Annotated in this window: 25 protein-coding genes and 1 pseudogene; 3 read left to right on the top strand and 23 right to left on the bottom strand. The window is 54.8% G+C overall.

What is annotated here, in order from left to right; genetic code table 11:
- Positions 1-51: 51 nt before the first annotated feature.
- Complete coding sequence (locus ETC05_RS03175) at positions 52-192, bottom strand: hypothetical protein (RefSeq protein WP_167333009.1); 141 nt, start codon at positions 190-192, stop codon at positions 52-54.
- A gap of 291 nt (positions 193-483) precedes the next feature.
- Between ETC05_RS03175 and ETC05_RS18175 the strand changes: the two genes are divergently transcribed.
- Positions 484-1,842, top strand: a complete 1,359-nt coding sequence (locus ETC05_RS18175) for a S8 family peptidase (protein ID WP_237746915.1) — start codon at positions 484-486, stop codon at positions 1,840-1,842.
- 231 nt (positions 1,843-2,073) lie between these two features.
- Here the strand turns inward: ETC05_RS18175 and ETC05_RS03165 are convergent, their stop codons facing one another.
- The 4 genes from ETC05_RS03165 to ETC05_RS03150 all read right to left on the bottom strand — a co-directional run bounded on the left by ETC05_RS03165 (position 2,074) and on the right by ETC05_RS03150 (position 3,433).
- The gene (locus ETC05_RS03165) at positions 2,074-2,649 is read right to left on the bottom strand and encodes a YitT family protein (RefSeq protein WP_171660412.1); all 576 of its coding nucleotides are present in this window, start codon (positions 2,647-2,649) and stop codon (positions 2,074-2,076) included.
- A 163-nt stretch (positions 2,650-2,812) separates the two neighbouring features.
- Positions 2,813-2,983 (bottom strand): twin-arginine translocase TatA/TatE family subunit, encoded by a 171-nt coding sequence (locus ETC05_RS03160; RefSeq protein ID WP_011231011.1) that lies wholly within the window; start codon positions 2,981-2,983, stop codon positions 2,813-2,815.
- A 108-nt stretch (positions 2,984-3,091) separates the two neighbouring features.
- The gene (locus tag ETC05_RS03155) at positions 3,092-3,271 is read right to left on the bottom strand and encodes an H-type small acid-soluble spore protein (RefSeq protein WP_031409878.1); all 180 of its coding nucleotides are present in this window, start codon (positions 3,269-3,271) and stop codon (positions 3,092-3,094) included.
- Complete coding sequence (locus ETC05_RS03150; protein WP_237746916.1) at positions 3,272-3,433, bottom strand: hypothetical protein; 162 nt, start codon at positions 3,431-3,433, stop codon at positions 3,272-3,274. It lies immediately after the preceding gene.
- A gap of 126 nt (positions 3,434-3,559) precedes the next feature.
- On the opposite strand from ETC05_RS03150, the gene ETC05_RS03145 reads away from it, so the two are divergent.
- On the top strand, positions 3,560-4,555 hold the full coding sequence (locus tag ETC05_RS03145) for an acyltransferase family protein (protein WP_031409882.1): 996 nt from the start codon (positions 3,560-3,562) through the stop codon (positions 4,553-4,555).
- Between the two features lie 181 nt (positions 4,556-4,736).
- On the opposite strand, the gene thiE is transcribed toward ETC05_RS03145, so the two are convergent.
- The 8 genes and pseudogenes from thiE to ETC05_RS03105 form a co-directional block, all read right to left on the bottom strand.
- Positions 4,737-5,402, bottom strand: a complete 666-nt coding sequence (gene thiE, locus ETC05_RS03140; protein WP_171660352.1) for a thiamine phosphate synthase — start codon at positions 5,400-5,402, stop codon at positions 4,737-4,739.
- 5 nt (positions 5,403-5,407) lie between these two features.
- Entirely contained in the window at positions 5,408-6,208 is an 801-nt protein-coding gene (gene thiD / locus ETC05_RS03135) for a bifunctional hydroxymethylpyrimidine kinase/phosphomethylpyrimidine kinase (protein ID WP_031409887.1), read from the bottom strand.
- Between the two features lie 18 nt (positions 6,209-6,226).
- Positions 6,227-7,036 carry a hydroxyethylthiazole kinase gene (gene thiM, locus ETC05_RS03130; protein ID WP_171660411.1) on the bottom strand — a complete coding sequence of 270 codons (810 nt, stop codon included), beginning with the start codon at positions 7,034-7,036 and terminating at the stop codon, positions 6,227-6,229.
- A gap of 171 nt (positions 7,037-7,207) precedes the next feature.
- Positions 7,208-8,221: a glycosyltransferase family 2 protein gene (locus ETC05_RS03125; RefSeq protein ID WP_031409891.1), complete on the bottom strand. Its 1,014-nt coding sequence runs from the start codon at positions 8,219-8,221 to the stop codon at positions 7,208-7,210.
- Positions 8,214-9,902, bottom strand: a complete 1,689-nt coding sequence (locus ETC05_RS03120; protein ID WP_031409893.1) for a DUF6044 family protein — start codon at positions 9,900-9,902, stop codon at positions 8,214-8,216. Before ETC05_RS03120 ends, ETC05_RS03125 begins: the two co-directional genes overlap by 8 nt.
- Before the next feature lie 153 nt (positions 9,903-10,055).
- Positions 10,056-10,541, bottom strand: a pseudogene (locus tag ETC05_RS03115) (phosphotriesterase family protein); the annotation flags it as partial.
- Positions 10,541-12,223 carry a long-chain fatty acid--CoA ligase gene (locus tag ETC05_RS03110; protein WP_031409897.1) on the bottom strand — a complete coding sequence of 561 codons (1,683 nt, stop codon included), beginning with the start codon at positions 12,221-12,223 and terminating at the stop codon, positions 10,541-10,543. The gene ETC05_RS03110 and the pseudogene ETC05_RS03115, both read right to left, overlap by 1 nt.
- 175 nt (positions 12,224-12,398) lie before the next feature.
- Positions 12,399-13,235: an HAD family hydrolase gene (locus tag ETC05_RS03105; protein ID WP_171660351.1), complete on the bottom strand. Its 837-nt coding sequence runs from the start codon at positions 13,233-13,235 to the stop codon at positions 12,399-12,401.
- Positions 13,236-13,361: 126 nt separating this feature from the next.
- Between ETC05_RS03105 and ETC05_RS03100 the strand changes: the two genes are divergently transcribed.
- Positions 13,362-13,631, top strand: coding sequence for an excalibur calcium-binding domain-containing protein (locus ETC05_RS03100; protein WP_031409901.1), 270 nt, complete (start codon positions 13,362-13,364; stop codon positions 13,629-13,631).
- A 197-nt stretch (positions 13,632-13,828) separates the two neighbouring features.
- Here ETC05_RS03100 and ETC05_RS03095 read toward each other — a convergent pair whose 3' ends face one another.
- The 10 genes from ETC05_RS03095 to ETC05_RS03050 form a co-directional block, all read right to left on the bottom strand.
- On the bottom strand, positions 13,829-14,596 hold the full coding sequence (locus ETC05_RS03095; RefSeq protein WP_031409903.1) for a 5-oxoprolinase subunit PxpA: 768 nt from the start codon (positions 14,594-14,596) through the stop codon (positions 13,829-13,831).
- Positions 14,593-15,564: a 5-oxoprolinase subunit C family protein gene (locus tag ETC05_RS03090; protein WP_171660350.1), complete on the bottom strand. Its 972-nt coding sequence runs from the start codon at positions 15,562-15,564 to the stop codon at positions 14,593-14,595. Before ETC05_RS03090 ends, ETC05_RS03095 begins: the two co-directional genes overlap by 4 nt.
- Positions 15,557-16,249 (bottom strand): 5-oxoprolinase subunit PxpB, encoded by a 693-nt coding sequence (gene pxpB / locus ETC05_RS03085; RefSeq protein WP_171660349.1) that lies wholly within the window; start codon positions 16,247-16,249, stop codon positions 15,557-15,559. Before pxpB ends, ETC05_RS03090 begins: the two co-directional genes overlap by 8 nt.
- Positions 16,246-16,995 (bottom strand): IclR family transcriptional regulator, encoded by a 750-nt coding sequence (locus tag ETC05_RS03080; RefSeq protein ID WP_031409909.1) that lies wholly within the window; start codon positions 16,993-16,995, stop codon positions 16,246-16,248. The genes pxpB and ETC05_RS03080 overlap by 4 nt, the downstream gene beginning before the upstream one ends.
- A gap of 139 nt (positions 16,996-17,134) precedes the next feature.
- Positions 17,135-17,569 carry a GNAT family N-acetyltransferase gene (locus tag ETC05_RS03075; RefSeq protein ID WP_031409911.1) on the bottom strand — a complete coding sequence of 145 codons (435 nt, stop codon included), beginning with the start codon at positions 17,567-17,569 and terminating at the stop codon, positions 17,135-17,137.
- Between the two features lie 173 nt (positions 17,570-17,742).
- Positions 17,743-18,444, bottom strand: coding sequence for a DUF3298 and DUF4163 domain-containing protein (locus tag ETC05_RS03070; RefSeq protein WP_171660348.1), 702 nt, complete (start codon positions 18,442-18,444; stop codon positions 17,743-17,745).
- Positions 18,445-18,600: 156 nt separating this feature from the next.
- A complete protein-coding gene (locus ETC05_RS03065; RefSeq protein WP_171660347.1) occupies positions 18,601-20,121 on the bottom strand; it encodes an NAD(P)H-hydrate dehydratase in 1,521 nt (506 codons plus the stop codon).
- 345 nt (positions 20,122-20,466) lie between these two features.
- On the bottom strand, positions 20,467-20,865 hold the full coding sequence (locus tag ETC05_RS03060) for a hypothetical protein (RefSeq protein ID WP_031409918.1): 399 nt from the start codon (positions 20,863-20,865) through the stop codon (positions 20,467-20,469).
- A gap of 63 nt (positions 20,866-20,928) precedes the next feature.
- Positions 20,929-21,336, bottom strand: a complete 408-nt coding sequence (locus tag ETC05_RS03055) for a thiol-disulfide oxidoreductase DCC family protein (RefSeq protein WP_171660346.1) — start codon at positions 21,334-21,336, stop codon at positions 20,929-20,931.
- Positions 21,336-22,019, bottom strand: coding sequence for an SOS response-associated peptidase (locus ETC05_RS03050; RefSeq protein ID WP_171660345.1), 684 nt, complete (start codon positions 22,017-22,019; stop codon positions 21,336-21,338). The genes ETC05_RS03055 and ETC05_RS03050 overlap by 1 nt, the downstream gene beginning before the upstream one ends.
- Positions 22,020-22,105 lie beyond the last annotated feature (86 nt).

Raw genomic sequence — 22,105 nt, 5'->3', positions numbered from 1 at the left:
TTTCGCGAAGAAAGCCTCGCTGCCAAGCAATAATGAAAGCAGGAAGAAAGGTCAACCTTTCATGCCTTGCAGCCATTCTCGGTAACATTCCGGGCAAAGCGTTTCTTCGCGTTCTTCGCCATTCGTATGGAACGACACGTAATGCACTGTGTCATTGCACTCGCATTGACAGTAAAAACATGTTTCACTCATCACTTTCCCTCCCCTGCCTATTAGTGTGAACCGTCTTATAACGGCGTTGCAAGGGAACTATTCCCAACGGCATGAGCGCAGAACAAACGACCGCACAATGCAGTCGGCGCGAGGTGAGCGACAACAAATCATCTTGGTAAAAGCCGTAAATGTGAACATGTCAAATGGCATCTGTATGCAATCGGTCGGCCGCTGAAGAAGAAAATGGGATTCGCCGTGGCAAAAGGTGAATCCCATTTTTCATGATTTGTCGGTCAATCGACCATCCTAACAATGAAGGAGGTGAACAACGTGAAACGCTACTCGACTTGGGCGGCAGCCGGCGCTGTTATCACCCTCATCATAGCGGCGGCTGCCTTCGTCCGTCCGACGCCCGAGGAGAATGCCCCTGCCCCGCCCCGGCTGAAACCGTTTCACATGGAAGACGCACCCGCGCATCCGACCGTTGTGGCGTTGGACAGCCTTGGTGCGGGCGAACAGCTGAAACAGCAGCTGAACAAGCATCCGCGCATCCGGGAAATTCGCCATAACCGCCGCGGCGACCGAAGCCATTATTTCGCCAATGAGATTGTGGTCCGTTTTCGAGTGTTGCCATCGGAAAGCCGTCTTCAACAAATGGAAGCAGCCATCGCCGGCCAGCTCGCGAAGCAGGTCGACCACGTGTTTGTATTCCGCTCGCGCGAGCAAACGTATGAGGAAATGCGCCGTTATTTCCGATCCCTTCGGATGGTTGATTATTGTGAACCGCACTACATTTACATGCAAAATGAGTGGAACAAGCCGGTGCCGATGCCGAACGATTCGTTTTACGCCCGCTACCAGTGGAACTTGCCGGCCATTCATACGGAAGCTGGTTGGACGCTGTCGCGCGGCAAGCGAAATGTGCCTGTCGCCATCATCGACAGCGGAGTCGATTTGACCCATCCCGATTTAACCCGTCGCCTTCTGCCCGGATATAACGTATTGGCCGACGACCGCTCTCCGAATGACGAAAACGGCCATGGCACCCATGTCGCCGGCATCATCGCCTCGCAACCAAACAATGGCGAAGGAGTGGCCGGCATGACATGGTTCAACCCAATCATGGCCATTAAAGCATTAAATGCGGACGGATATGGGACGAGCATTGATGTAGCGAAAGGAATCCGCTGGGCAGTCGACCACGGGGCAAAAGTCATCAATTTAAGCCTTGGCAACTACCAACCGTCCTCGGTGCTTGAGGAGGCGATCCGCTACGCGGATGCCCATGATGTCGTGCTTGTCGCCGCTTCCGGCAACGACAGCACGTCACAGGCAAGCTTTCCAGCCGCTTATCCGGAAGTGATCAGTGTCGGAGCGGTTGACCCGGATCTCTCCTATGCGCTTTATTCCAACTACGGCGACTATGTGGACGTTGTCGCGCCTGGAACGAACATTGCCAGCACGTTTACCGGCCACCGGTACGCCGCTCTTTCCGGCACGTCGATGGCCGCGCCGCATGTCACGGCGCTCGCCGCTTTGATCCGCTCCGTCAATCCACGGCTCTCGAACGATGAAGTGCGAGACATTATTCTCGAAAGCGCTGACGATTTGGGAGAGAGAGGAAAAGATCCGTATTACGGCTATGGGCTGATTAACGTCTACCGCGCGCTCGAACTGGCTAAGCGATGACCGGCGCGTCTCCTTCCAGCGACATTGGGGAACACGCCGCTGCGAAAAATCAAACAGACAAGATGCTCCCCCCTGTGTGAACGATGCTGAAACGGCATCCGCAGCATCAAGTCAGCAAACAGCCGAAAACGGCGCCTCTGGGGGCGAACAGCCCACGCCGGCAAGCGATGCCATATTCCATAGAGGCGCGCCTAAATTTCTGCTGAAACGAAAAACGATGGGGAATTCGGACTATACCCCCATCGTTTTTTCGCGCGTCAACATCGTCGTCACCGCTCCGACGACCGTGACAACGACAAGCGAGTGGATGAACGGCACGGAATCGATGACGATGCTTCCGGCCGAAATAATACAAGCATCAATCACAAAAATAATCATCCCGACGTTCCAGTTCGTCCATCTAGCAATAAACTGGGCGAGCAAGTCAGTTCCGCCTGTGCTCGTCTCCTCGCGCAGCATCAAGCCGATGCCCACGCCGACGAGCATCCCGCCGATGACTGCGCTTACGAGCGGATCCAACACCACCACGCCGCGCAAAACGGACAATACGTCAATCATCCATGAGGAAAATAAAAGTCCGTGCAAGCTGTTGTAAAAAAACGGACGGTAGTAGAACCAAGCTGCTACATAAAGCGGGACGCTTAAGACGATCATCGTCAACCCAGCCTGAACGTGCCACACGTATTTGGCGATCAGTCCAAGCCCGATCATCCCCCCATCAAGCAAATGGTGAGGGACTAAAAAGACATTGATGCCGACGCCAAGAAGCAGGCTGCCGACGAGAATCGCCGCCATTTTTTTGATCATCATGAAACCCCTCCGCCACCGGCTTATCCCAACGGGTCAACATGCCTTCATAATATGTATATGGCTCCGCTCAACAGAGCTTGTCTCTTTTTTACGGCGGAGGAAAATGGCCATTGTTTGGCTATGGCAAAAAATAAGAGGCTAGGCCCCTACGCCCAACCTCTTATTTTTGCGCTTTTGTCGTCTCGTCATCATCGATGATGCCTTTTGTCGCATTCTTAAATTCGCGCAGCGTTTTCCCAGCCGCCTGTCCCAACTCCGGCAGCTTTTTCGGCCCGAAAATGAGCAAAGCGAAAAAGACGATGAGCGCAATTTCTCCAAAGCCGATGTTCATGTTGGTCACTCCAATGTTCAAACGTCGTTTCTTGAATCATTATACCATAGAAAAACGGACGGTGTCATCGGCTTTCCCTTGACAAAACAGCGACAATTTGCACAGCTCTCATTGTTCCTCAAGCAGTCGCACCGGTACGTCTTGTTCGTGTTCCGGCTCATCGGCAAAATAAACGCGCGCCATTTCACGCTCATCGTCAACATGCTGAATCACCACTTGTTTCCCTTTATACATCACCGGAACGATCTCCCCAGCTTCAGCAATTCGCTTCGCCCGCAACAGTTCCATTTACTCCCCTCCTTTCGCACTGTCCTCCGCCTGCGCCCGCAAGCTTTTCCAAAACAACTCGTCGCTGCAGACGATCTCGTGAAGCTCGCCTTCGTCTCCTTTGGCGTTGATGATTTCAAGTAACTGCGTCATATCGTCCATTTTGCGCCGATCGTTTTTCACCGAATCATCACCTTTCTTTGGCAAACTGATGACAGCGGACAGCCCATCGCTTCGTTTCCTGCGTTGACTCCCTCAAAAAGAAGGAGTATGATTCGAATTGGTGTATACAGAAAGGAGGAAAACACTATGAAGGAGCGGGACTATTATTTTGACAACGCGAAATGCGCGCTCATGCTCCTCGTTGTGTTTGGCCACTTTCTGCGCCCGTACATTGACGGCGTCTTATGGGTGCACAGCTTGTATACGTGGATTTTCTTTTTCCACATGCCGGCGTTCATTTTCATCTCCGGCTATTTCGCAAAAAAATTCCATGAGCACGGCTACTTGCAAAAGATCACGAGAAAATTGCTCATCCCGTACGTTCTGTTCCAGCTGCTGTATTCGATCTACTACTTCTTCCTGTATGACAAACAGTCGCTGGAACTTGACTTATTGACCCCGCATTGGAGCTTATGGTTTTTGCTCAGCCTGTTTAGCTGGAACGTGCTGCTGTTATGGTTCGGCCGGCTGCCAAAGCGGATCGCATTGCCGATGGCGCTTCTTTTCGGCCTTGCCGGCGGCATGATGGAAGCGGAAAAATGGCTCAGCTTGTCGCGGACGCTCACGTTTTTCCCATTCTTTTTGCTTGGATTTTTCTTTCAAAAGTCGGCGATCGAGCGCTTGTTTGCCGCCCCAGTGCGGCTTGTTTCGCTTGCAGTGCTCGTTGGCATGTTTTTCGTCATCCATTTCGGGTTTCCGGATTTGCCGCAAGATTGGCTGTACGGCTCAAAATCGTACGATACGCTTGGCGTCTCGGAATCAGCCGGCATTGCGAGCCGCCTCGCCATTTATGGGGCGAGCCTGCTCATGATGTTTGGCTTTCTGTCGCTCATCCCGAGCCGGCGCTTCTCCTTTTCCGTGCTCGGGGCGCGCACGTTTTACATCTATATCTTGCACGGGTTTATTTTAAAATATTTGCACGAGACGCCATTCCCAGACTTTATTATGGATGTGCACGGCTATCCGCTTCTGTTTGCCCTATCGGTTGCCATGATGCTCATCCTTGGAAGCAAGCCGGTCGTCCGGCTCGTGCGGCCGTTGTTGGAATGGCGATGGCCGAACTGGCGCCAGACAATGACCTAGCCGTCAAAAAAGAAGAGGGTGTCCCAAAAGGATCGGGACACCCTCTTTCATCACTAGTATATACGCACTGAATGTTTTTGTTATGCTATATCTTGTATCTATCTGGAAGACAGACGGCCTTTTGGGTCAGCCCTTTTTCCATTATGGAGCCTTGCCTACAAGTGGAAGCCGCCTTTTTCATTCAGCGCGTGCGGGCAGCCCGCACCGCTTCCGCCAAGGCGGCGGCCGCCGCCTTTGGCGATGGAGCCGAAGCGATGGCGCTGATGACAGACACCCCATCCGCTCCCGCCTCAACGACGGTTTTTGCGTTGTCTGTCGTAATCCCGCCAATGGCGACGATTGGAATGGTGATCCCGGCTTCGCGCAAGCGGCGGAGAGCATCCGGTCCTTGCGCTTCCTTTGCATCCTCTTTCGAACTGGTCGGGTAAATTGGGCCGACGCCCAGGTAATCGGCGCCCGCCTCAACGGCCGCCATCGCCTCTTCGACGTTGTGCGCTGAGACGCCCAAAATTTTATCGCCGATTTTTTCCCGCACGCGCCGTGCGTCCTCATCGTCTTGACCGACATGGACGCCGTCGGCATCAATGGCGAGAGCCAGCTCGACGTCATCGTTGACGATAAAGGGCACCCCATAAGCTCGGCAAAGGTGCTGCAGCTGCCTAGCGAGCGCCTCTTTGTCCGCCCCCGTTAAAGCGCCCTGCCCCTTTTCGCGGAATTGAAAGAGCGTCACTCCGCCGTCAAGCGCTTCTTTCAACACGTCGACAGCCGGCCGCTCGCTGTTTTGGCTTCCCATAATGAAGTACACGGCGAGCCGTTCCTTCATTTCGCCGCTCGCAATGCGCCCCATCGTTCTCACTCCCCGTATTGACGATACGCCCAATGGTTCGTCGGTCCATGGCCTCGGCCGATGCCGAGCGGATGGGCAATCGCTGATTGCACAAACGCCTTCGCCGTCGCCACAGCATCAGCAGGATGGCGACCTTTCGCCAGCTCAGCGGCGATCGCTGCGGCAAATGTACACCCCGTTCCGTGCGTATGACGCGTATCAATTCGCTTGCTCTTAAAATAGGAAAATTCGCTGCCGTTATACAGCAGGTCAACCGTTTCTTCGCCATCATCGTCATGGCCGCCTTTCACGACGACATAGCGGGCGCCCATCCGGTGGAGGAGGCGCGCGGCTTCGCGGCGGTCATCCATCGTGCGGATGACAACGCCCGTCAACGCTTCCGCTTCCGGAATGTTTGGTGTAACGACAAGCGCCATCGGCAACAACTCTTCTTTCAAAGCAGCCACCGCTTCCTCCTGCAACAGCGGCGCGCCGCCTTTAGCGATCATCACCGGGTCGACGACCAGCCGCTCCCACTTATGTTTTTTCACTTGTTCAGCAACCGTACGAATGATCTCGGCACTAAAGAGCATGCCAGTTTTCACCGCATCCGCGCCTAAATCCACCGCCACCGATTCGATCTGGGCGGCAACGGCTTCCGCCGACAGCGGGTAGACGCCTTGCACGCCGAGCGTGTTTTGCGCCGTCACGGCCGTAATCGCTGACATGCCGAAGACGCCAAGCTCTTGAAACGTTTTGAGATCCGCTTGAATGCCGGCGCCGCCGCCGCTGTCCGACCCGGCAATCGTCAACGCTTTGTACACCATTGTGTTTCTCCTCCCCTTTTACCGTTGTTCCACCCGGCCATGCCGTTTGACATCATCGACGCTTGTATACGCCAATGCGTCCAAAAACGCTGTCTGGAAACTGCCTGTCCCGCGCTCCTCGGCTTGGGCCGCCGCCTGCTCCGCTGCGACGCCGTAATACACAAGCGCCGCCACCGTTGCCTTCACCGCATCGCGCTCAACCGCCGCAAACGCTCCGATCACCGATGTCAGCAAACAGCCTGTCCCGGTGACCTTCGTCAACAGCGGATGGCCGTTCTGAATGAGATGCGTCGTCTGCCCGTCCGTGACGACATCCTCTTTTCCGGTAATGGCAACAACGGCGCCAAGCTGCTCCGCCGCCCGTTTGGCCAACGCCACTCGATCGCCGCCTCCTTCGCCGGCATCCACCCCTTTAATCGCCCACGCCTCACCGATCATGTTGGCGATTTCCGCCGCATTGCCGCGGACGACAGCGAGCTTGACCTGTTCCGCGATGCGGCGCGCTGTCTCCGTCCGATAGCGCGTGGCCCCGGCCCCGACCGGGTCGAAAATGACCGGCACGCCAACTTCATTGGCCGCCCGGCCGGCAATCAGCATCGCTTCTACCTCTTCGGCATTCAACGTCCCGATGTTGAGGACAAGTGCGCCGGCGAGCTGCGCCATCTCGGCCGCTTCTTCCTTGGCATACGCCATCACCGGCGAAGCGCCGAGCGCAAGCAATCCATTCGCCGTCCAATTCGTCACGACGACATTCGTGATATTATGGACGAGCGGATTCTTCTCTCTCACCCGCTCGAGCAGTTCCGCCCATTCATGCCAATTGGCCATTTCTCGTTCTCCCCTTTCGCGCCCTTTTCCACAACCGTGCACTGACAGCCGCCATATGTTTGGCCAACGAACCAACCCGTTCGTCCCACCCATCAGTCTACTCCTTCTTTTTTTGAATTGCAAGACAAAGAAAAAAGGCAGCTCCCTCTCTGTAGCTGCCTTTTGATCGCACTAAAGCCTGGTCAGTTCTGTCGCGCCCCCTTCGTCAGACGGCGACAGCCGCTGCGGCAGCGGCCAATTCCACAAATCCAAATCGACGATATAGCGCGGCCGCCGTTTTGTCTCTTTGTAAATTTTCCCAATATATTCCCCAATCAGCCCGAGCGCCATTAGCTGCAACCCTCCTAACAGCCAAATAGACGTAATGAGCGACGTCCACCCCGTTTCCGTATGCCCGGCCCATTTGAGGAAAAGAAAATAGGCGCCAAACATCAGGCTGACAACAAACGAGAGAAACCCAACGAACGAAATAAAACGGATCGGGGTGACGCTGAACGACGTCACGCCATCGAGCGCAAAGGCGATCATTTTGCTCAGCGGATATTTCGTTTTTCCGGCCAGCCGCGCTTTTCGATCATAATAAACTGTTGCCGACCGAAATCCCAAAAGCGGGACGATGCCGCGCAAAAACAAGTTCACTTCTCCGAACTGTTCAAGCGCATCCACAGCGCGCCGGCTCATCAGGCGGTAGTCGGCATGATTGTAAACGAGATCGACGCCCAACGCCTTCATCAGCCGGTAGAACCCTTGCGCTGTATGACGCTTGAACCACGTATCGGCATCGCGCCGCCGGCGCACGCCGTAGACGATGTCATAGCCTTCACGAAATTTTTGCACAAATTCACGAATCGCCGCCACATCATCTTGCAAATCGGCGTCGATCGAAATGAGGCAATCGGCATGCCTTTTTGCGGCGAACAGCCCAGCAAGCAGCGCGTTTTGATGCCCAGCGTTATGCGCCAACTTCAGCCCTTTCACTTCCGGGTGGCGCAAACTCGCTTTGTATATGATCTTCCATGTGTCGTCACGGCTGCCATCATCAACGAACAAAAGCGCACTTTTAGCCGAAATGAGCTGCTCTTCCACCAGTTGATCGCGCAGCTCCCGCAGGCGGCGGATCGTCTCCGGCAGCACCTCTTCTTCGTTGTAGCACGGCACAACAATGGCCAACGTCGGTTCAATCATGCCACCTTCCTCCCTTCGGCACGACTTTATATAAGTAAATCGTCCAGGCGGATTCGTTCGAACGGAACACCCGCTCAAGGCGCAAGGCGTTTTCGTCGGCATTTTCAATCGGCAGCGCTGAAAAAATGTAGCGCCCGCCCATGTCATAAAACACGTTTGTGTTCAATTCCAAGCGGCGAATCGTCCGCTTCGAATTTTTCTGAAACATATACCGCTTGCCCAGCTCATCGACGAACAAATAGCAGCGCCCGCCCCATTCATCGAAATACTCGCGCAGTTTTTTGTTTTTCGCAAGCTCCTTGGCGATGATGCGGCGAAACCGATGCTTGTATTCGAGCGGATAAAAGTTGTTGTACGTATCCAGCGTGTAAAACCCGTTGTATTGGGCGATCGCCGGATGGATGCCAATGCTCGCCACGCGGTATGAATGAACCGGGCGGCCGATATACTCACGAATGGCGGCAAACTGCTTTTCCGCATAAAACTCGCGAAACGACGGCTTATTGCGGTAGACGATTTCCTCATTGCATAAGGCAAGCACGCCAAGCTGCAAGATGATCGCCGCCGCGCCGACCGCTCGCCATTTTCGTCCTTCCTGCCAAACGATTTTCAGCGCCAGCGCAAACAAGACGTAAATCACCATCGGACGCAAAAAGTGGTAGCGGGCGAAATTGAACTTATCGAGCAAATCGAACCGTTCGGTGAGCGGCAGCCATCCTTTGTAAAACCAAAACGCATACCATGTTGACAACGCGAAATTCAACCCGTGCAAAAGCAAAAACAGCTTCTCCCGCCGCCAGCTTTTCCGCTTCCATACCATATACAAGGCAACGAGCGTCAACGGCAAAACGACGAGCCCATGCACGGTCATGACGTGTGTATGGCCGAGCACATAGTTTTTGAACGTCAATCGGATGACGCGCCAAAGCGGCAGACGAGCGTGGAAATATTCGTCGCGGCTTGTCGGCTCATCGGAAAACAACAGCGAATGGACAAGCCGGTAATCAACCGCCAAATAAAGCATCGTCATATAGGCGATGGCCGCCAAAAACCGCCAATTCCACCTCTTGCCGCGGATGACATCAATGAACCACCAAATCCCAAGCGCGCTCAAGAAAAAGAAAAACCCTAGCACGAAGCTCGAATAGAGCGGCAAGAACGTCAACACCGCCCAGTTCACCCACGAACGCTCGCCGTTGCGGATATTTAAAAACGCCCATAGCGCCAACGGCATCCCGAGCGTACTTAGCATCCCCGATGGCCAAAACGGCGTCAACGCAAACGCCAAAGAAGCGCCGATGCGAATCCATCCCCATCGCTCATCCGGCAGCACATGTTTTCGCAGCAACAAATACATGCCGATAAAGGCAAAGACACGGGTGATAGCTTGGCTGAGCCCATAGGCGTAAATAGACGGAAACAATGCGTGAAGCCAAACGATGCCGCTGAATTCCGTGCCGAACGCGTTGCGCGGCAGTCCATTGATGATTTGCGGGATGACGCCATCGACCGGTCCCAATAGCTCGCCGCTTCGGACCAGCACCTTATACCAGGCGATGTTCGAATCCAAATTGTCGTGGACGCGCATATGCGCATCCTCACCGAGCACAAAATACGGCGACACGTACAAGGCGATGGCAACGAAAGAGAAGAGCAGGAGTCGCTTTTCAATGGACGGCACCTTTTCTCCCCCTTTCGCTTTACTCATGTCTTTCCTTATTGTTCAACCAAACAGGAAAATTATTCATGGCAATGGAAAAAAACGGACCTCCCGTCCAAACAAAAAAACCGCCGTCGGCCAGTTGCAGCCGGATGACGGCGGTTTTCTATTCACCTTTGGATCGACGCCGGATTCAAGCAAATAGGCGGCTTGTTCCGGCCCCATCGTCCCTTCTTGCGTATGGGTGATGATGACCGCGCCCGTCTCTTTTTGCGCGCGGGCGGCAGCGCGGAAGAACATCTTTTCGTACTCGGTGATGCGCCCTTTGCTCGAGGCGAGCTTGATGACACCTTCCCCTTCATAATAATAGCCGGTGGCGCAAATAATGTTCAGCTCCGTCTCTTCAGCAACGCGCCGCAAAAATGCCGGGTTGCGCCCGCAGTCGTTCGGCGTCGGATCGACAACCGTTTGAATGCCGTGCCGCTTCATCTTTTCCGCCGCCTCGACTGCGACGCGAAGCGCCCCGTCTTCGCGGAACGGACCGCGCGTCACATCGCCTTGAAACCCTGGATAACCGAAAAGGAAATGCTCGTGGATGAGCGTTTTGCCAAGCCGTTCCACCGGCACTGGGCCAAGGACGGTTTCGACCGTCTTCGCCATCAGGCGTTCACCCCTTTCCCCGCTTTTTCATATTCCTCTTCCTGCAATTTTCGCCAAAGCAGCTTGCCGCTTGACGTCATCGGCAGCGACGAGCGGAATTCAACGAGGCGCGGATATTTGTAAGCAGCCATTTGCGTCTTGGACCATTCAATGATCTCTTCTTCCGTTACTTTGCCGACATACTCGTCATGAAGGACGATAAACGCCTTCACCGTTTCGCCGCGGCGCGAATCCGGCACGCCGACGACGCACGCTTGCTGAACAGCCGGATGTTTGTACAAAAGCGACTCGACTTCGGTCGGCCACACTTTGTATCCAGAAGCGTTGATCATCCGTTTGACGCGGTCGACGATGAAAAAGTAGCCTTCCTCATCCATCCGTCCGATGTCGCCGGTGCGGAAAAACCGCTTGCCGTCGAGCTCGATGAACGCCTCTTCCGTTTCTTTTTCACGCCGGTAATAGCCGCGGAACACTTGCGGGCCACAAACGACGATCTCCCCAACTTCGCCGACGCCAAGCTCCCGCCCCGTCGCCGGGTCGATGATGCGTGCGTCGACGTCAAACGATGGGACGCCGAGGCATTGCAATTTCGGCCGATCCGGCGGATTGAAATGCGTCTGCGAAATCGTCTCTGTCAGCCCGTAACCTTCAAAATAACGGACGCCGGTGAGCTGGAACAATTTTTCTCCGACCGCTTCCGGAAGCGCCGCTCCGCCGCCGGAAATGCTCGAAAGCGAGGAAATATCATACCGGCCAAGCGCCGGGTTGGCCAAAAAGTCGATGAGCATCGTGCTGATGTTCACCCAATGCGTGCAACGGTACAACTCGATCAGCCGGGCGGCCGCGTCCCGATCCCAGCGCGTCATCAACACCATAGCGGCGCCGGCGAAAATCGGCGTATGCATGCTATGGACCATCCCCGTGACATGGAAAAACGGCAGCGTCGCCAACGCAACCGAGTCGCTCGTCACATCGCCCCAATGGTAGGCGCCGACGATGTTGGCGTTCACCGTTCGATGCGGGTGAATGCAGCCTTTCGGCACCCCGGTCGTCCCGGATGTGTATGGCAAAACGGCGATGTCATCGACATGGCCGTTGTACGGAAGGGGCGACAATTGGGCATCAAGGCAGTCTTTCCACAGGCGAATTCGCTCATCATGCAAAACCCGCCGCGGCGCTGCCACTTCCGCCGGAAGCGAAACCGGCGATTCATCGGAGGCGTAATCGGAATAAGCGGCGACGATGATTTGCTCCAACGGCGTTCGTCCAAGGAGCGGGGTCGCTTTGTCAAGCAGCTCCTGTCCAACGAAGGCGACTCTCGTTTCGCAATCATTGACGTAAAAGGAAAGCTCTTCTGAAGTGTTCATCGGGTTGATCGGCACAACGATCGCTTCAGCGCGCAAGATGGCATAGTAGGAGATGACAAACTGTGGTGAATTTTGCATGTACAAGAGAACGCGGTCACCTGGTTTGACGGACAGCTTTTGCTGCAAATAGCCGGCCAACGCGTTCACTTCACCGAGCAACTGTTTGTACGAATACACGGCTCCGTAATAGTAAATCGCCGCTTTGTTCGGATAGCGCTTCGCCGACGTTTCGAGATGATCGATGAGCGTCGTCTCCGGCACAGCCAGCGTTTTCGAGAGCCGTTTCGGCCAATACGGGTAATGTCTCGTATTCATTCCGTTCCCCTCCTCCTTTTCACGCGATCGTTCCATGCGGCAGCCTCCGCGCAAGCAGCATTGAATAGCTTTTTTTACTGACCGGTTGGTATATAACCATCCGTTTTTATTGTACACGCTTTCATAAATATTTTCAATAATTTTCAGAATATAAAAAACAAAAAAAATACACCGCCTACAACAGGCGGCGCAGCACCGGCACACACGCCGACGTGGAAGCGACAATGAAATCTGCATCCCCTTGTTTCGCCAAGCCATAGGTGTCGATCAACATCGTCCGGCAGCCGAGCCGGCGGGCCGGCGCGATGTCATTGCCGATGTTGTCGCCGACGCAAAGCATTTGCCGATAGTCGACGCCAAAACGCGCCCGGATCGCTTCCAAGTGGGCGGCCGTTTGAATCGGTTTGGCAGCTCGGAAAATTTTATGGTGAAATACATCTGCCAACCCCAGCTTCCGCAAAATGGCTTCGCTGTCCGGCTCCGGACTGTTCGTCATTAACACAAGCGCCGCTTTTTCACACAATTCGGCGAGCGTCTCCGCCAACCCCGGCGCCCCGTTCATTTTGAATTCCGGCCCCATCATCCATTCGCGCGTCTCCAAAAACGCTGCATAGGTGTCTTCGTTCGTCAATCCGTAATGGCGGCCGATCGAGCTTGGCACCCACCAAAGGTCGCCGATGCTGAAAAAGCGGTCCAAGTCAACCGCCACCGGCTTCGTGTAAACCGTTTCAATCTCCCGCTTCGTCAACGGCTCGCCGCTCCAGCGGAACGCCTCACGAACCGCGCCTTCTTCGAGCCAAACAATCAAGTCTTCTTTCGCATCGTACACGCTCCCGATGCGAAGCGGATGACAACCGGCGAGCACGGCGCGGTAATCGTCCCAAAACCGCGGCCGATCTGCTTCACGAAGACGTTTCGCCACCCGCTCGGCATAATGGTCAAAATGCTCCGTTTCCTCGTATAATGTTCCATCCAAATCAAAGACGATCGCTTTGATGTCTGCCCCGTGCATACCGTTTCCCCTTTCTTGGCCCGTCATCATTTGCTTGTTCGTTTTTGGTTGATAGACGAACGCCAATATGGCAAAATATGATTCTAGAAAAGCTTACCATCATGTTGCAAAGAGGAGGAACACATGATGAGATTCGTGATCTCGCTTGTCCTTTCCTTTGCGCTCGCAGCCAGCTTTTTCTTCGATTCGTTCCGTTTGGCCGAAGCGGCAGCCAAAATCCAAACGTATCCAAACTGCGCTGCGCTCAACAAAGATTATCCAGGGGGCGTGGCCCGCTCCGCCTCTGTCAAAAACAAAGGAGGAAAAACGAGATATAAGCCTTATGTCTCGAAAGCATTATACGATGCCAACAAACGATTGGATCGAGATAAAGATGGGATCGCCTGTGAACGTTAGCTTCTTTGCGCCCTCCGTTTCCCATCTTGCTCAAAGCCAAAGGGCACCAGTTCACCCTTTGGCCTTTGTTTTCTTTGAATGCACATTCCACTCACACCGCCGTTTCCCGTCCGTTGCCCGCATGAAGGTACACACCCATATACGCCATTAAGAAGACGGCAAGAGCGCCAAATATGGTGATCCTGCGTTCTTCTTCATCATCTCTCCTCCCGACGCACCGCCTGAATGGCGATTCCTTCGTTTTGCAAGGCTTGATAGAGCCGCTTGGCAAATCGCACCGCCTGTTCATTGTCGCCATGGAGACAGATGGTGTCAGCTTCAATTGCCACATCCGTCCCTTGCACCGAGCGGACGCGCCGGTCGCGGATCATCATGAGCACTTGCTTGACCGCTTCGTCTTCATCCGCGATGATAGCGCGCGGATCGCTTCTTGGGGTGAGCGAACCATCCGTCTGATACGTCCGGTCGGCGAACACTTCGCTCGCCGTCCGCAAGCCGTAGGCGCGGCCGGCGCGGATGAGTTCGCTTCCCGACAAGCCGTATAAGACAAGCATCGGATCGACATCATGCACCGCTTTGGCGATCGCTTCGGCCAGCGCCGCGTCTTTCGCCGCCATATTGTACAAAGCGCCGTGCGGCTTCACATGCGTCATCACGCCGCCTTCCGCCTTCACAAACGCAGCCAGCGCGCCGATTTGGTAGACGACATAGGCGTATACTTCCTCTGACGAAACGGCCATGGCGCGCCGTCCAAAGCCAAACAAGTCCGGAAACCCCGGATGGGCGCCGATGGCCACTCCATGACGAATCGCAAGCTGCACCGTCCGCCGCATGACGAGCGGGTCGCCGGCGTGAAACCCGCAGGCGATGTTGACGGAAGTCACATACGATAAGATTTCTTCTTGTCCAAGCCTATACACCCCAAAGCTTTCGCCGAAATCGCAATTCAAATCAATCGTCCTCACCGTTCTCCCTCCCATTGACGGCGAATGGCGGCAATCCAACGAAGCAATCGATGATGTTGTTCCTTATAAAGACGCGTTGCTTTCTCCGAAGTAATCAACTGAAATTGCAGACAATCGCCCGGGCGAGCCTGCGCCAAAATCGGCAAATCGACCGCCGCGACTTGGGCGATGCGCGGATAGCCGCCCGATGTTTGGCTGTCGGCCATCAATACAATCGGTCGGCCGGATGCCGGGACCTGCACCGTACCGAAAACGACTGCTTCCGAGACCATCTCCCGCTCGCGTACAAGCGCCAACGCTGGTCCAGAAAGCCGATAGCCGGTTCGGTCGGACTGCGGCGTCACTTCATAACGGGCGGCGAAAAACTGGCGGCGACTCTCCGGCGTAAATTCATCATACTCCGGACCGGGAATCACGCGCACCGTTTTTGTTTTCCCGTCAATATAGGAAGCGGCTAGACGCGAAAGCCCCCAGCGGATCGAGCCAACCGCAGTGAACGGGTGCGCAGCGCCGACCGGAAGCACATCTCCACGGCGCAACGGCCGCCCCGCCAAACCACCAAGATGCGCTGGAACATACGTGGAGCGGCTGCCCATCACGGGCGGCACATCGATGCCGCCTGATACCGCGATATACGCCCGAAACCCCGTCCGACACACTCCCACTTCAAGCACATCCCCCGGTTTGACGATCTCCGGTTTCCAAAGGGAAATCGGCTGCCCATTGAGCGCGCACGGGAAATCGCCCCCGCACACCGCAACGACGGCCTCAACGCGAAACCGAAGCGTCGGTCCGGCCATCGTCACTTCCAGCACTGCTTCATCACCGCTGTTGCCGACAAGCGCATTGGCAAGACGATATGCCCATGCATCCATGGCTCCGCTCGTTGGCACACCGGCATGCCGGTAACCGGTGCGTCCGCTATCTTGGACGGTTGTAAAAAATCCGCTCTCGATGACGTCAATCATGTTCCTCGCTCCAACGTGCAAATTCCTTGGCGTCAATGGGCTGAAACTCGACGATATCGCCAGCGGCAAGCAAACTCGGCTCAGGCCGGCGCGGGTCAAACATCTTCAGCGGCGTCCGGCCAATCAACTGCCAGCCGCCCGGCGTGGCAAGCGGATAGACGCCTGTCTGTCCGCCGGCGATGCCGACCGAACCGGCTGGCACTTTTGTGCGCGGCACCGGCCTCCTTGGCGTCGCCAAGCGCGGCGACAGCCCTCCTAAATAGGCAAATCCAGGAGAAAAGCCGATCATATAAACTCGGTAGCGTCCGGTCGAATGAAGCGTCACCACCTCGTTTTCCGTCATCCCATGAAAGCGGGCGACATCCGACAAATCCGGACCGAATTCGCCGCCGTAACAGACGGGAATGACGACCGTACGCGCCAAACGCCGCGCCGTTTGTTCAGGCTGCCTGATGTTTTTTCTTAGCCATGCGCCTATGCTGATGTAATCGATGACCAATGGATCATAGTAGATGGTGAGCGACGAAAACGCCGGCACGATCTCCTCGATGCCTTCTTTTTTCTCTGCCTCAAGACGGGCTGCCGCCCCATGGACGATTTCGTTCACCGCCTCATCAATGCAGTCGGCGAACCGAACCGTCACCGCATATTCGCATAGCGGAAACAACGTATACTCCATCCTCATCCCTTCCCTCGAAAGCCGAGTTCGCGCGAAATGTCCATCGCCGCCTTCTTCAGAAGCGGAACGATGCGCACCACATCATCCGACGAAAAGCGTTGTTCCGGTCCGGCAACGCTCAGCCCGGCGACCGCCGCGCCTTCATGGTTGAAAATCGGCACAGCAACGGCGGCAGAATAATTTTCCAGCTCGGAATAGCTGACTGTGTAGCCGCGCTCCCGATCCATCTCCAGCAACCGGCGCAGCGCTTCTTTGTCGGTCACCGTATGTTTGGCGATTTTTACAAGCTCGACGTGTTCTAAATAACGTTCCCGATCCTCCTTGTCCATAAACGCGAGCAACACGCGCGGACACGCACCGGCGTACAGCGGAGCGCGCCGCCCAACTTTCGTATAAACGCGCACCGGCTCGGATGTCTCGACTTTTTCAATATACAGCGCCTCATCGCCGTCGCGGATGACTAAATTGACTGCTTCGTTCGTCTCCTCTTTCAGCCGCTTCATCACCGGCAGCGCCGCTCGGCGAATATCGAGCCGCTCGGCGACGAGCGCGCCAAACGTCAAGAAGGCTAGCCCCAACTCATAGTGATCGCCTCGCTTTTGCAAAAAACCGAGGACAACAAGCGACTGCGCCATTCGGTACACCGACGTTTTGGGCATCCCCAGCCGCTCGACCATCTCCGGCAAGGTCAATCGTTCACAATCGAGAAACAAATCAAGCAGTTCTTTTGTTTTTAACACCGTTTTGTTCATCGTCGCCCCTCTGTTCCGAATATCAGAATATCAATTCCAAAATACGAGTTATCTATTTCTTAATTATAATGAAAAATGAAAAGTGAAACAACTTTCTACCACAAAATAAAAAGCGCCCGCTCAACGGACGCTGTTGGATTTAAATCGATAAGCGTTTCAAAAACACATAACTTACTTTTTGATATTCCATTTTTTCCTCATAGAAGCGATGGGCGTCAATCCGCTGCAGGCCGGATGACAGCGAGACAATCCCGTAGCCATGCTCCCTCGCCCATTCGTGCACATGCGACAGCAGCACTTTTCCATACCCTTTCGAACGCTCGGTTGATGTCGTGACTAAATCGCAAACCCAAATAAAACGGCCGTTATAGAGCGTGATCATCGGCATGAATCCGACAGCAGCAACCATTTTGTCCCCTTCGTAAAGCGCCGCGAGCTTATACCCTTCTTTTTCTTGCGCTTCACGCACAAGCGCCACGTATGTTTCCTCATCCAAATGGGTGCGCAGCTCGCGCATGACCGGAAAAGCGCTTCTTACTTCCTCCTCCGTTTCGAGCCAAACGAATTGCGGCATGATTCCCATCTCCCTTCTCTTTATACATTCATGATATCAATGTTTGTCCAAAAGTGAAACTGCCGCCTTTCCGCAACGTTGATCATCGTTTCGAAAGAAGACTCCGCTTCAAGCGCGTAAAGGGCGCAGCCCAGCGATCAGTGGAAGATGAATGTCGGCTGATAAACCAGCAATTACAGCTGCAGCCGCAAATATGGCTTCAGCGTTGAAAATGGGATCAGGAATTCGCGAATGCCGGCGGCGTAAGGGGCTATTTCATACAGCCCATAGTACACAACTATCCCCTTCGGAGTGAGATAGTATGGCTGGCCGTTTTTCAACTCTTTGACCACATCTACCGCGTTTTCAAAATATATGTCCGGCTCTTTTTCGATCTGCTTGACGATTTCTTCAACAATCACTTGTTGATAACGGCTTCCCTTTTTGAATAAATCGCTTAATTTCAACTCTTTGCCCTGGTTAAAATCGAAATTGTGAGGGATTTTCACCGTCATCCCATGAGCGCCTCCCGTATAGCTGTAAAACTCGACAGGGATGCTTACAATGCCGTTTTGGTTATACGTGACATCAAACCGGCTGACCGCCGTATGGAGATGATACGGAAACCCTTGCTGCTGGCTGAGGACAAAATTTTGCTTGGCCTGTTTTTCTATTTCCCTTTTGAAATCAAGAGCTTGTTTTTGCAATAGGCGATTGGCTTTTTGCTGAAACGGCTTATTCACCGCCCCCGATATGATCGGAATCGCTATATTGACTTCGATGAGTTTGTCCTTGTATTGAATCGTCCGGCTTGTCACGTTCAGAGCATAACTGTATCCCGGCAGCAGCAGGGCAAGGCAAAGGATCAACAACAACCATGGCTTCTTGTTCACCATATATCACTCCCTTCTATAAGAAATGCATGTAAAGTTTGCGCCCAAACCACATGCCTTATGCGCAGAAGGCTGAGAGAAAGAAAAACGCCAGCCGGTTATTCGCAAGCCAGCTGGATCGTTTTCATCCCCCAGCGCCCCTTTCAATGGACCGGTTGATCACGCCAGCGAAGCGAGCACAGCCGGCAAGGCCTCCACAACGTCCGACGCCAATACATCCCAGGGCGAATGACCGTGTTGAACAAGCCAATCAGCAGCCTTTCCATGCACGAACACCGCATTGCTCACCGCCGGCTGCACCGCCTCGTGCTGCAACAAAAACGCCCCCACAATGCCCGTTAACACGTCACCGCTGCCGCCTTTCGCCAAAGCCGGATTGCCGGTCGTGTTGACATATTGTGATCCATCCGGCGTGGTGACGATCGTGTACGGCCCTTTCAACACGACATACACGCCATATTCCATCGCCAACCGCTTGGATAACCCAAAGCGGTCGTGCTCGACCTCGCGAATGGAGCGATGGACGATGCGCGCCATTTCCCCCGGATGCGGGGTGATCACCGTCGGCGCGCTTCGGCGTCGCACTTGTTCAGCATAATCTTCCCAAAAAAACAGGGCGTCCGCATCGAGGACAAGCGGCACCGGCCGGCGCACAAGTTCGCAGACCAGGCGGCGCGCCCCCTCCGTTCTCCCCATGCCTGGACCAACGGCGAGCGCATCGACATCCAGCCCGTCCCAATCGGTCGCTCCGGCAAACGCTCCCCCTTCGGCCGGCCATGGCCTGCACATCGCCTCGGGCATCCGATTGGCAACGGCTTCGTACACTGTTTCTGGAACAGTCATGGTCACCAACCCAGCCCCGCTTCGCAGCGCTGCCTTGGCGGCGAGCGTCACCGCTCCTGCCATAGCTTTCGATCCGCCGACTACAAGCAGTTTGCCATACGTTCCTTTATGCGAGGACCGCCTCCGCTTTGGCATCGTCCGCATGACATCGCTTCGCTCCCACACGAACCGACGGGCTGCATTCGTTTTGACCACGAGCGGCGGAATGCCGATATCCACAACAACAAGCTCTCCGTAATAATCGGCCGCTGGGAACGTATACGCCCCAAGCTTCGGGCATTGAATGGTGAACGTCACATCCGCGCGAACGGCTGCAGCCACATCACCGCCCTCGGCCGGCACCCCGCTTGGCACATCGATTGCGTACACAACAGCCCGCGAGCGGTTCAGTTGTTCAATGATTTCTTGATACGGAGAGCGAACCTCGCCTTTCACGCCGATGCCAAGGAGCGCATCAATGATCACGTCGTAGTGCGGCGCACGCATCGCAAACTCTTGTTCATTCCCTTCATACGGAATCCACGAATACCCGGACCGCTCGTACACCTCAAGCGCGGTGCGCGCCGCTCCTTTCACCTTTTCCTTTGGTGGAACGAGCCATACATCGGTTTCGTAGCCGTAGCTTTTCAACATGCGGGCAACGACAAACCCATCTCCGCCGTTGTTGCCCGCCCCGGCAAGCACCGCCACGTTAGCAGCGCGTGAAATTCGTTCTTTCAGTGCTGAAAACAGCGCCTGTCCGGCGTTTTCCATCAACGAATCAGCGCTGATGCCGATCCGCTCCGTCACTTCTCGGTCGATGGCGTACATCTCATTAGATGTTACGATCGGAATCATGTTTTTTTCCCCTTTCGATTTCCACTGCTATGTTTGATGTACCATGTTTTCACAAGGGAAGACGCGCCGAAACGTTTCCCTTAAGCTGCAGAAGGCAACCGCCAAAGCCAACAGGTAATTAAGGAGGAAAACCGAAATGGAGATGGAAGCAACACCAACAGCCGGGACGCGCCACTGCCACACAATCCTCATATCTTCTACCATATCTTCACCACGAAGAACCTCGTTCCCACCGTAGGCAAGTAGGGGGGAAGAAGATCAACGCCGCCTTGCGCCTTATCATATCCGCTTATCCATTTTGCCGAAAAACGACGGCCATCGCCTTCACGATGACCGCCGTCTTGCTCAAGGCCGCTTGGCGATCACTTGCAGCCCAAACTGCAGGCAATCGTCACAAATCGCCGCCAGCGGACCTTGGGCCAGCCTTGGTTTTTCTTTGAGACAAAACGAGCAACGGCCGCCGCCATGCGCCTTTTCTGCCTCCAAGGACAACGTCTCCTCAATTTTTTCCAATGAGAAGACCGTCAACGCCTCGTATACATTATCAAGCAACTGATCATCAATATAGGCGCATTTTCCTTCCCACCGGAGCGCGATGAGTTTCGCCGCCACCGCCATCCCTTCGTAAAACCGGCGCCGAGCCTCGTCCGCACTTTGCTCGGCCATAGCGATCAATTCATCGGCAAAATGCTCAAGCGCCCGAGGCGTGCAATCATTAAGCCACCGTGTTGTTCCATTTGCCATACCCATTTCCCCTCCCTCGTTTCTTTCCCTTTTCAATACGACAAACGGGCGTATTTTCCTTCTTCACCGCAGCGGCCATTCATCAAGAAAGCGGGATCGTAGCTCAGGCGGCGGCAGCTGACAATGATCGCGCTTCAGAGCAAGACGATGCCGATGGTTGGCGACCGTGTCATATATATGATCGCGCAACAGCCGCGGGACAAGAAATCCAGACGCTGCCAGCCAATTCCAAGGCCAAGCAAGACGACGTCCGATGCGCAGGACAGCATCAGATTTTACATAACAGCAACCGTTCTCGATGAGGACGACGCTGTCTCCCGCTGACATCTCCTGCTTGGCCAACAATGCTTGACCAACGGCGCTCTGTTGCGCCGCAAAGCGGAACACCGCCTGACGGTCGCGGGCAACGATCCAGTGTACACTCCCACGGCAAAATAGGCAATCGCCATCAAACAAGATGACAGGATGCATCACGTTCCCTCCATTGGCCGGCTGTTGACGGGCTCAATGCAGGCGCTCACATCGTTTTTCGGCGAATTGACCAGCGGCGCCACTTCGTACATTCGCATTCGTTCGCTCGGATATGGCTGCAGGAACATTTTCAAATACTCGCTGTCATCCAAGCTTGGATCCAGCCAGTCGTCATGCCGCTCAGAAGGCAGGATGACCGGCATCCGGTCGTGAATGGGGGCGATGAGCTCGTTCGCCCTCGTCGTAATGATCGTGCACGTCTCAAGCGGCCCGCTCGCTCCCTCCCAGCGCTCCCACAGACCGGCGAACGCAAACGGCACATCCGTTGCGAGCGTAAACCGATAGGGCACTTTTTTCGCTCCCTCTTTTCTCCACTCATAAAATCCATCGGCTAAAATCAAACAGCGCCGCCGCTTGAACGCATGGCGAAAACTCGCCTTCTCATCGACTGTTTCCGCCCGGGCGTTGATCATTTTGGCGCCGATGCGAACGTCTTTCGCCCAAAACGGCACAAGCCCCCAGCGCATCATTTTCCCGACTCTCTCCTCCCCTTCGGTGACGACGGTCAACACATCTTGACCCGGGGCGATGTTGAACCGAGGCGCAAGCGAACCTTGATAACGGAAACGAAACAACGCCCGCAATGTTTCCAAATCAGCTGTCAACGTAAACCGACCGCACATGGCATTCACTCCTTGATTCGTTGATCAATGCCATCTTAATTCTCTATTTCTTCCATTATAATACAAAAAGCGGCCGAACACGAATC

This window comes from Geobacillus sp. BMUD, assembly GCF_013096845.1.
Taxonomy (GTDB): domain Bacteria; phylum Bacillota; class Bacilli; order Bacillales; family Anoxybacillaceae; genus Geobacillus; species Geobacillus vulcani.
Note: the sequence above shows the minus strand (reverse complement) of the source record. Positions and strands in the feature narration are given on the sequence as shown.

Coding starts and splice junctions, on each gene's coding strand:
- ETC05_RS03075 (WP_031409911.1), bottom strand. CDS start 17,569: ATGCCGCAATTCGTTTGGCTCGAAACGGAGGAGGAAGTAAGAAGCGCT.
- ETC05_RS03100 (WP_031409901.1), top strand. CDS start 13,362: ATGAGATTCGTGATCTCGCTTGTCCTTTCCTTTGCGCTCGCAGCCAGC.
- thiE (WP_171660352.1), bottom strand. CDS start 5,402: ATGGGGCGCATTGCGAGCGGCGAAATGAAGGAACGGCTCGCCGTGTAC.
- ETC05_RS03155 (WP_031409878.1), bottom strand. CDS start 3,271: ATGGAACTGTTGCGGGCGAAGCGAATTGCTGAAGCTGGGGAGATCGTT.
- ETC05_RS03125 (WP_031409891.1), bottom strand. CDS start 8,221: ATGATTGAACCGACGTTGGCCATTGTTGTGCCGTGCTACAACGAAGAA.
- ETC05_RS03110 (WP_031409897.1), bottom strand. CDS start 12,223: ATGAATACGAGACATTACCCGTATTGGCCGAAACGGCTCTCGAAAACG.
- thiM (WP_171660411.1), bottom strand. CDS start 7,036: ATGGCCAATTGGCATGAATGGGCGGAACTGCTCGAGCGGGTGAGAGAG.
- ETC05_RS03175 (WP_167333009.1), bottom strand. CDS start 192: ATGAGTGAAACATGTTTTTACTGTCAATGCGAGTGCAATGACACAGTG.
- ETC05_RS03160 (WP_011231011.1), bottom strand. CDS start 2,983: ATGAACATCGGCTTTGGAGAAATTGCGCTCATCGTCTTTTTCGCTTTG.
- ETC05_RS03105 (WP_171660351.1), bottom strand. CDS start 13,235: ATGCACGGGGCAGACATCAAAGCGATCGTCTTTGATTTGGATGGAACA.
- ETC05_RS03060 (WP_031409918.1), bottom strand. CDS start 20,865: ATGGCAAATGGAACAACACGGTGGCTTAATGATTGCACGCCTCGGGCG.
- ETC05_RS03050 (WP_171660345.1), bottom strand. CDS start 22,019: ATGTGCGGTCGGTTTACGTTGACAGCTGATTTGGAAACATTGCGGGCG.
- ETC05_RS03065 (WP_171660347.1), bottom strand. CDS start 20,121: ATGATTCCGATCGTAACATCTAATGAGATGTACGCCATCGACCGAGAA.
- ETC05_RS03165 (WP_171660412.1), bottom strand. CDS start 2,649: ATGATCAAAAAAATGGCGGCGATTCTCGTCGGCAGCCTGCTTCTTGGC.
- ETC05_RS03145 (WP_031409882.1), top strand. CDS start 3,560: ATGAAGGAGCGGGACTATTATTTTGACAACGCGAAATGCGCGCTCATG.
- ETC05_RS03090 (WP_171660350.1), bottom strand. CDS start 15,564: ATGATTGACGTCATCGAGAGCGGATTTTTTACAACCGTCCAAGATAGC.
- ETC05_RS03080 (WP_031409909.1), bottom strand. CDS start 16,995: ATGAACAAAACGGTGTTAAAAACAAAAGAACTGCTTGATTTGTTTCTC.
- ETC05_RS03070 (WP_171660348.1), bottom strand. CDS start 18,444: ATGGTGAACAAGAAGCCATGGTTGTTGTTGATCCTTTGCCTTGCCCTG.
- ETC05_RS03055 (WP_171660346.1), bottom strand. CDS start 21,336: ATGCATCCTGTCATCTTGTTTGATGGCGATTGCCTATTTTGCCGTGGG.
- thiD (WP_031409887.1), bottom strand. CDS start 6,208: ATGGTGTACAAAGCGTTGACGATTGCCGGGTCGGACAGCGGCGGCGGC.
- pxpB (WP_171660349.1), bottom strand. CDS start 16,249: ATGAGGATGGAGTATACGTTGTTTCCGCTATGCGAATATGCGGTGACG.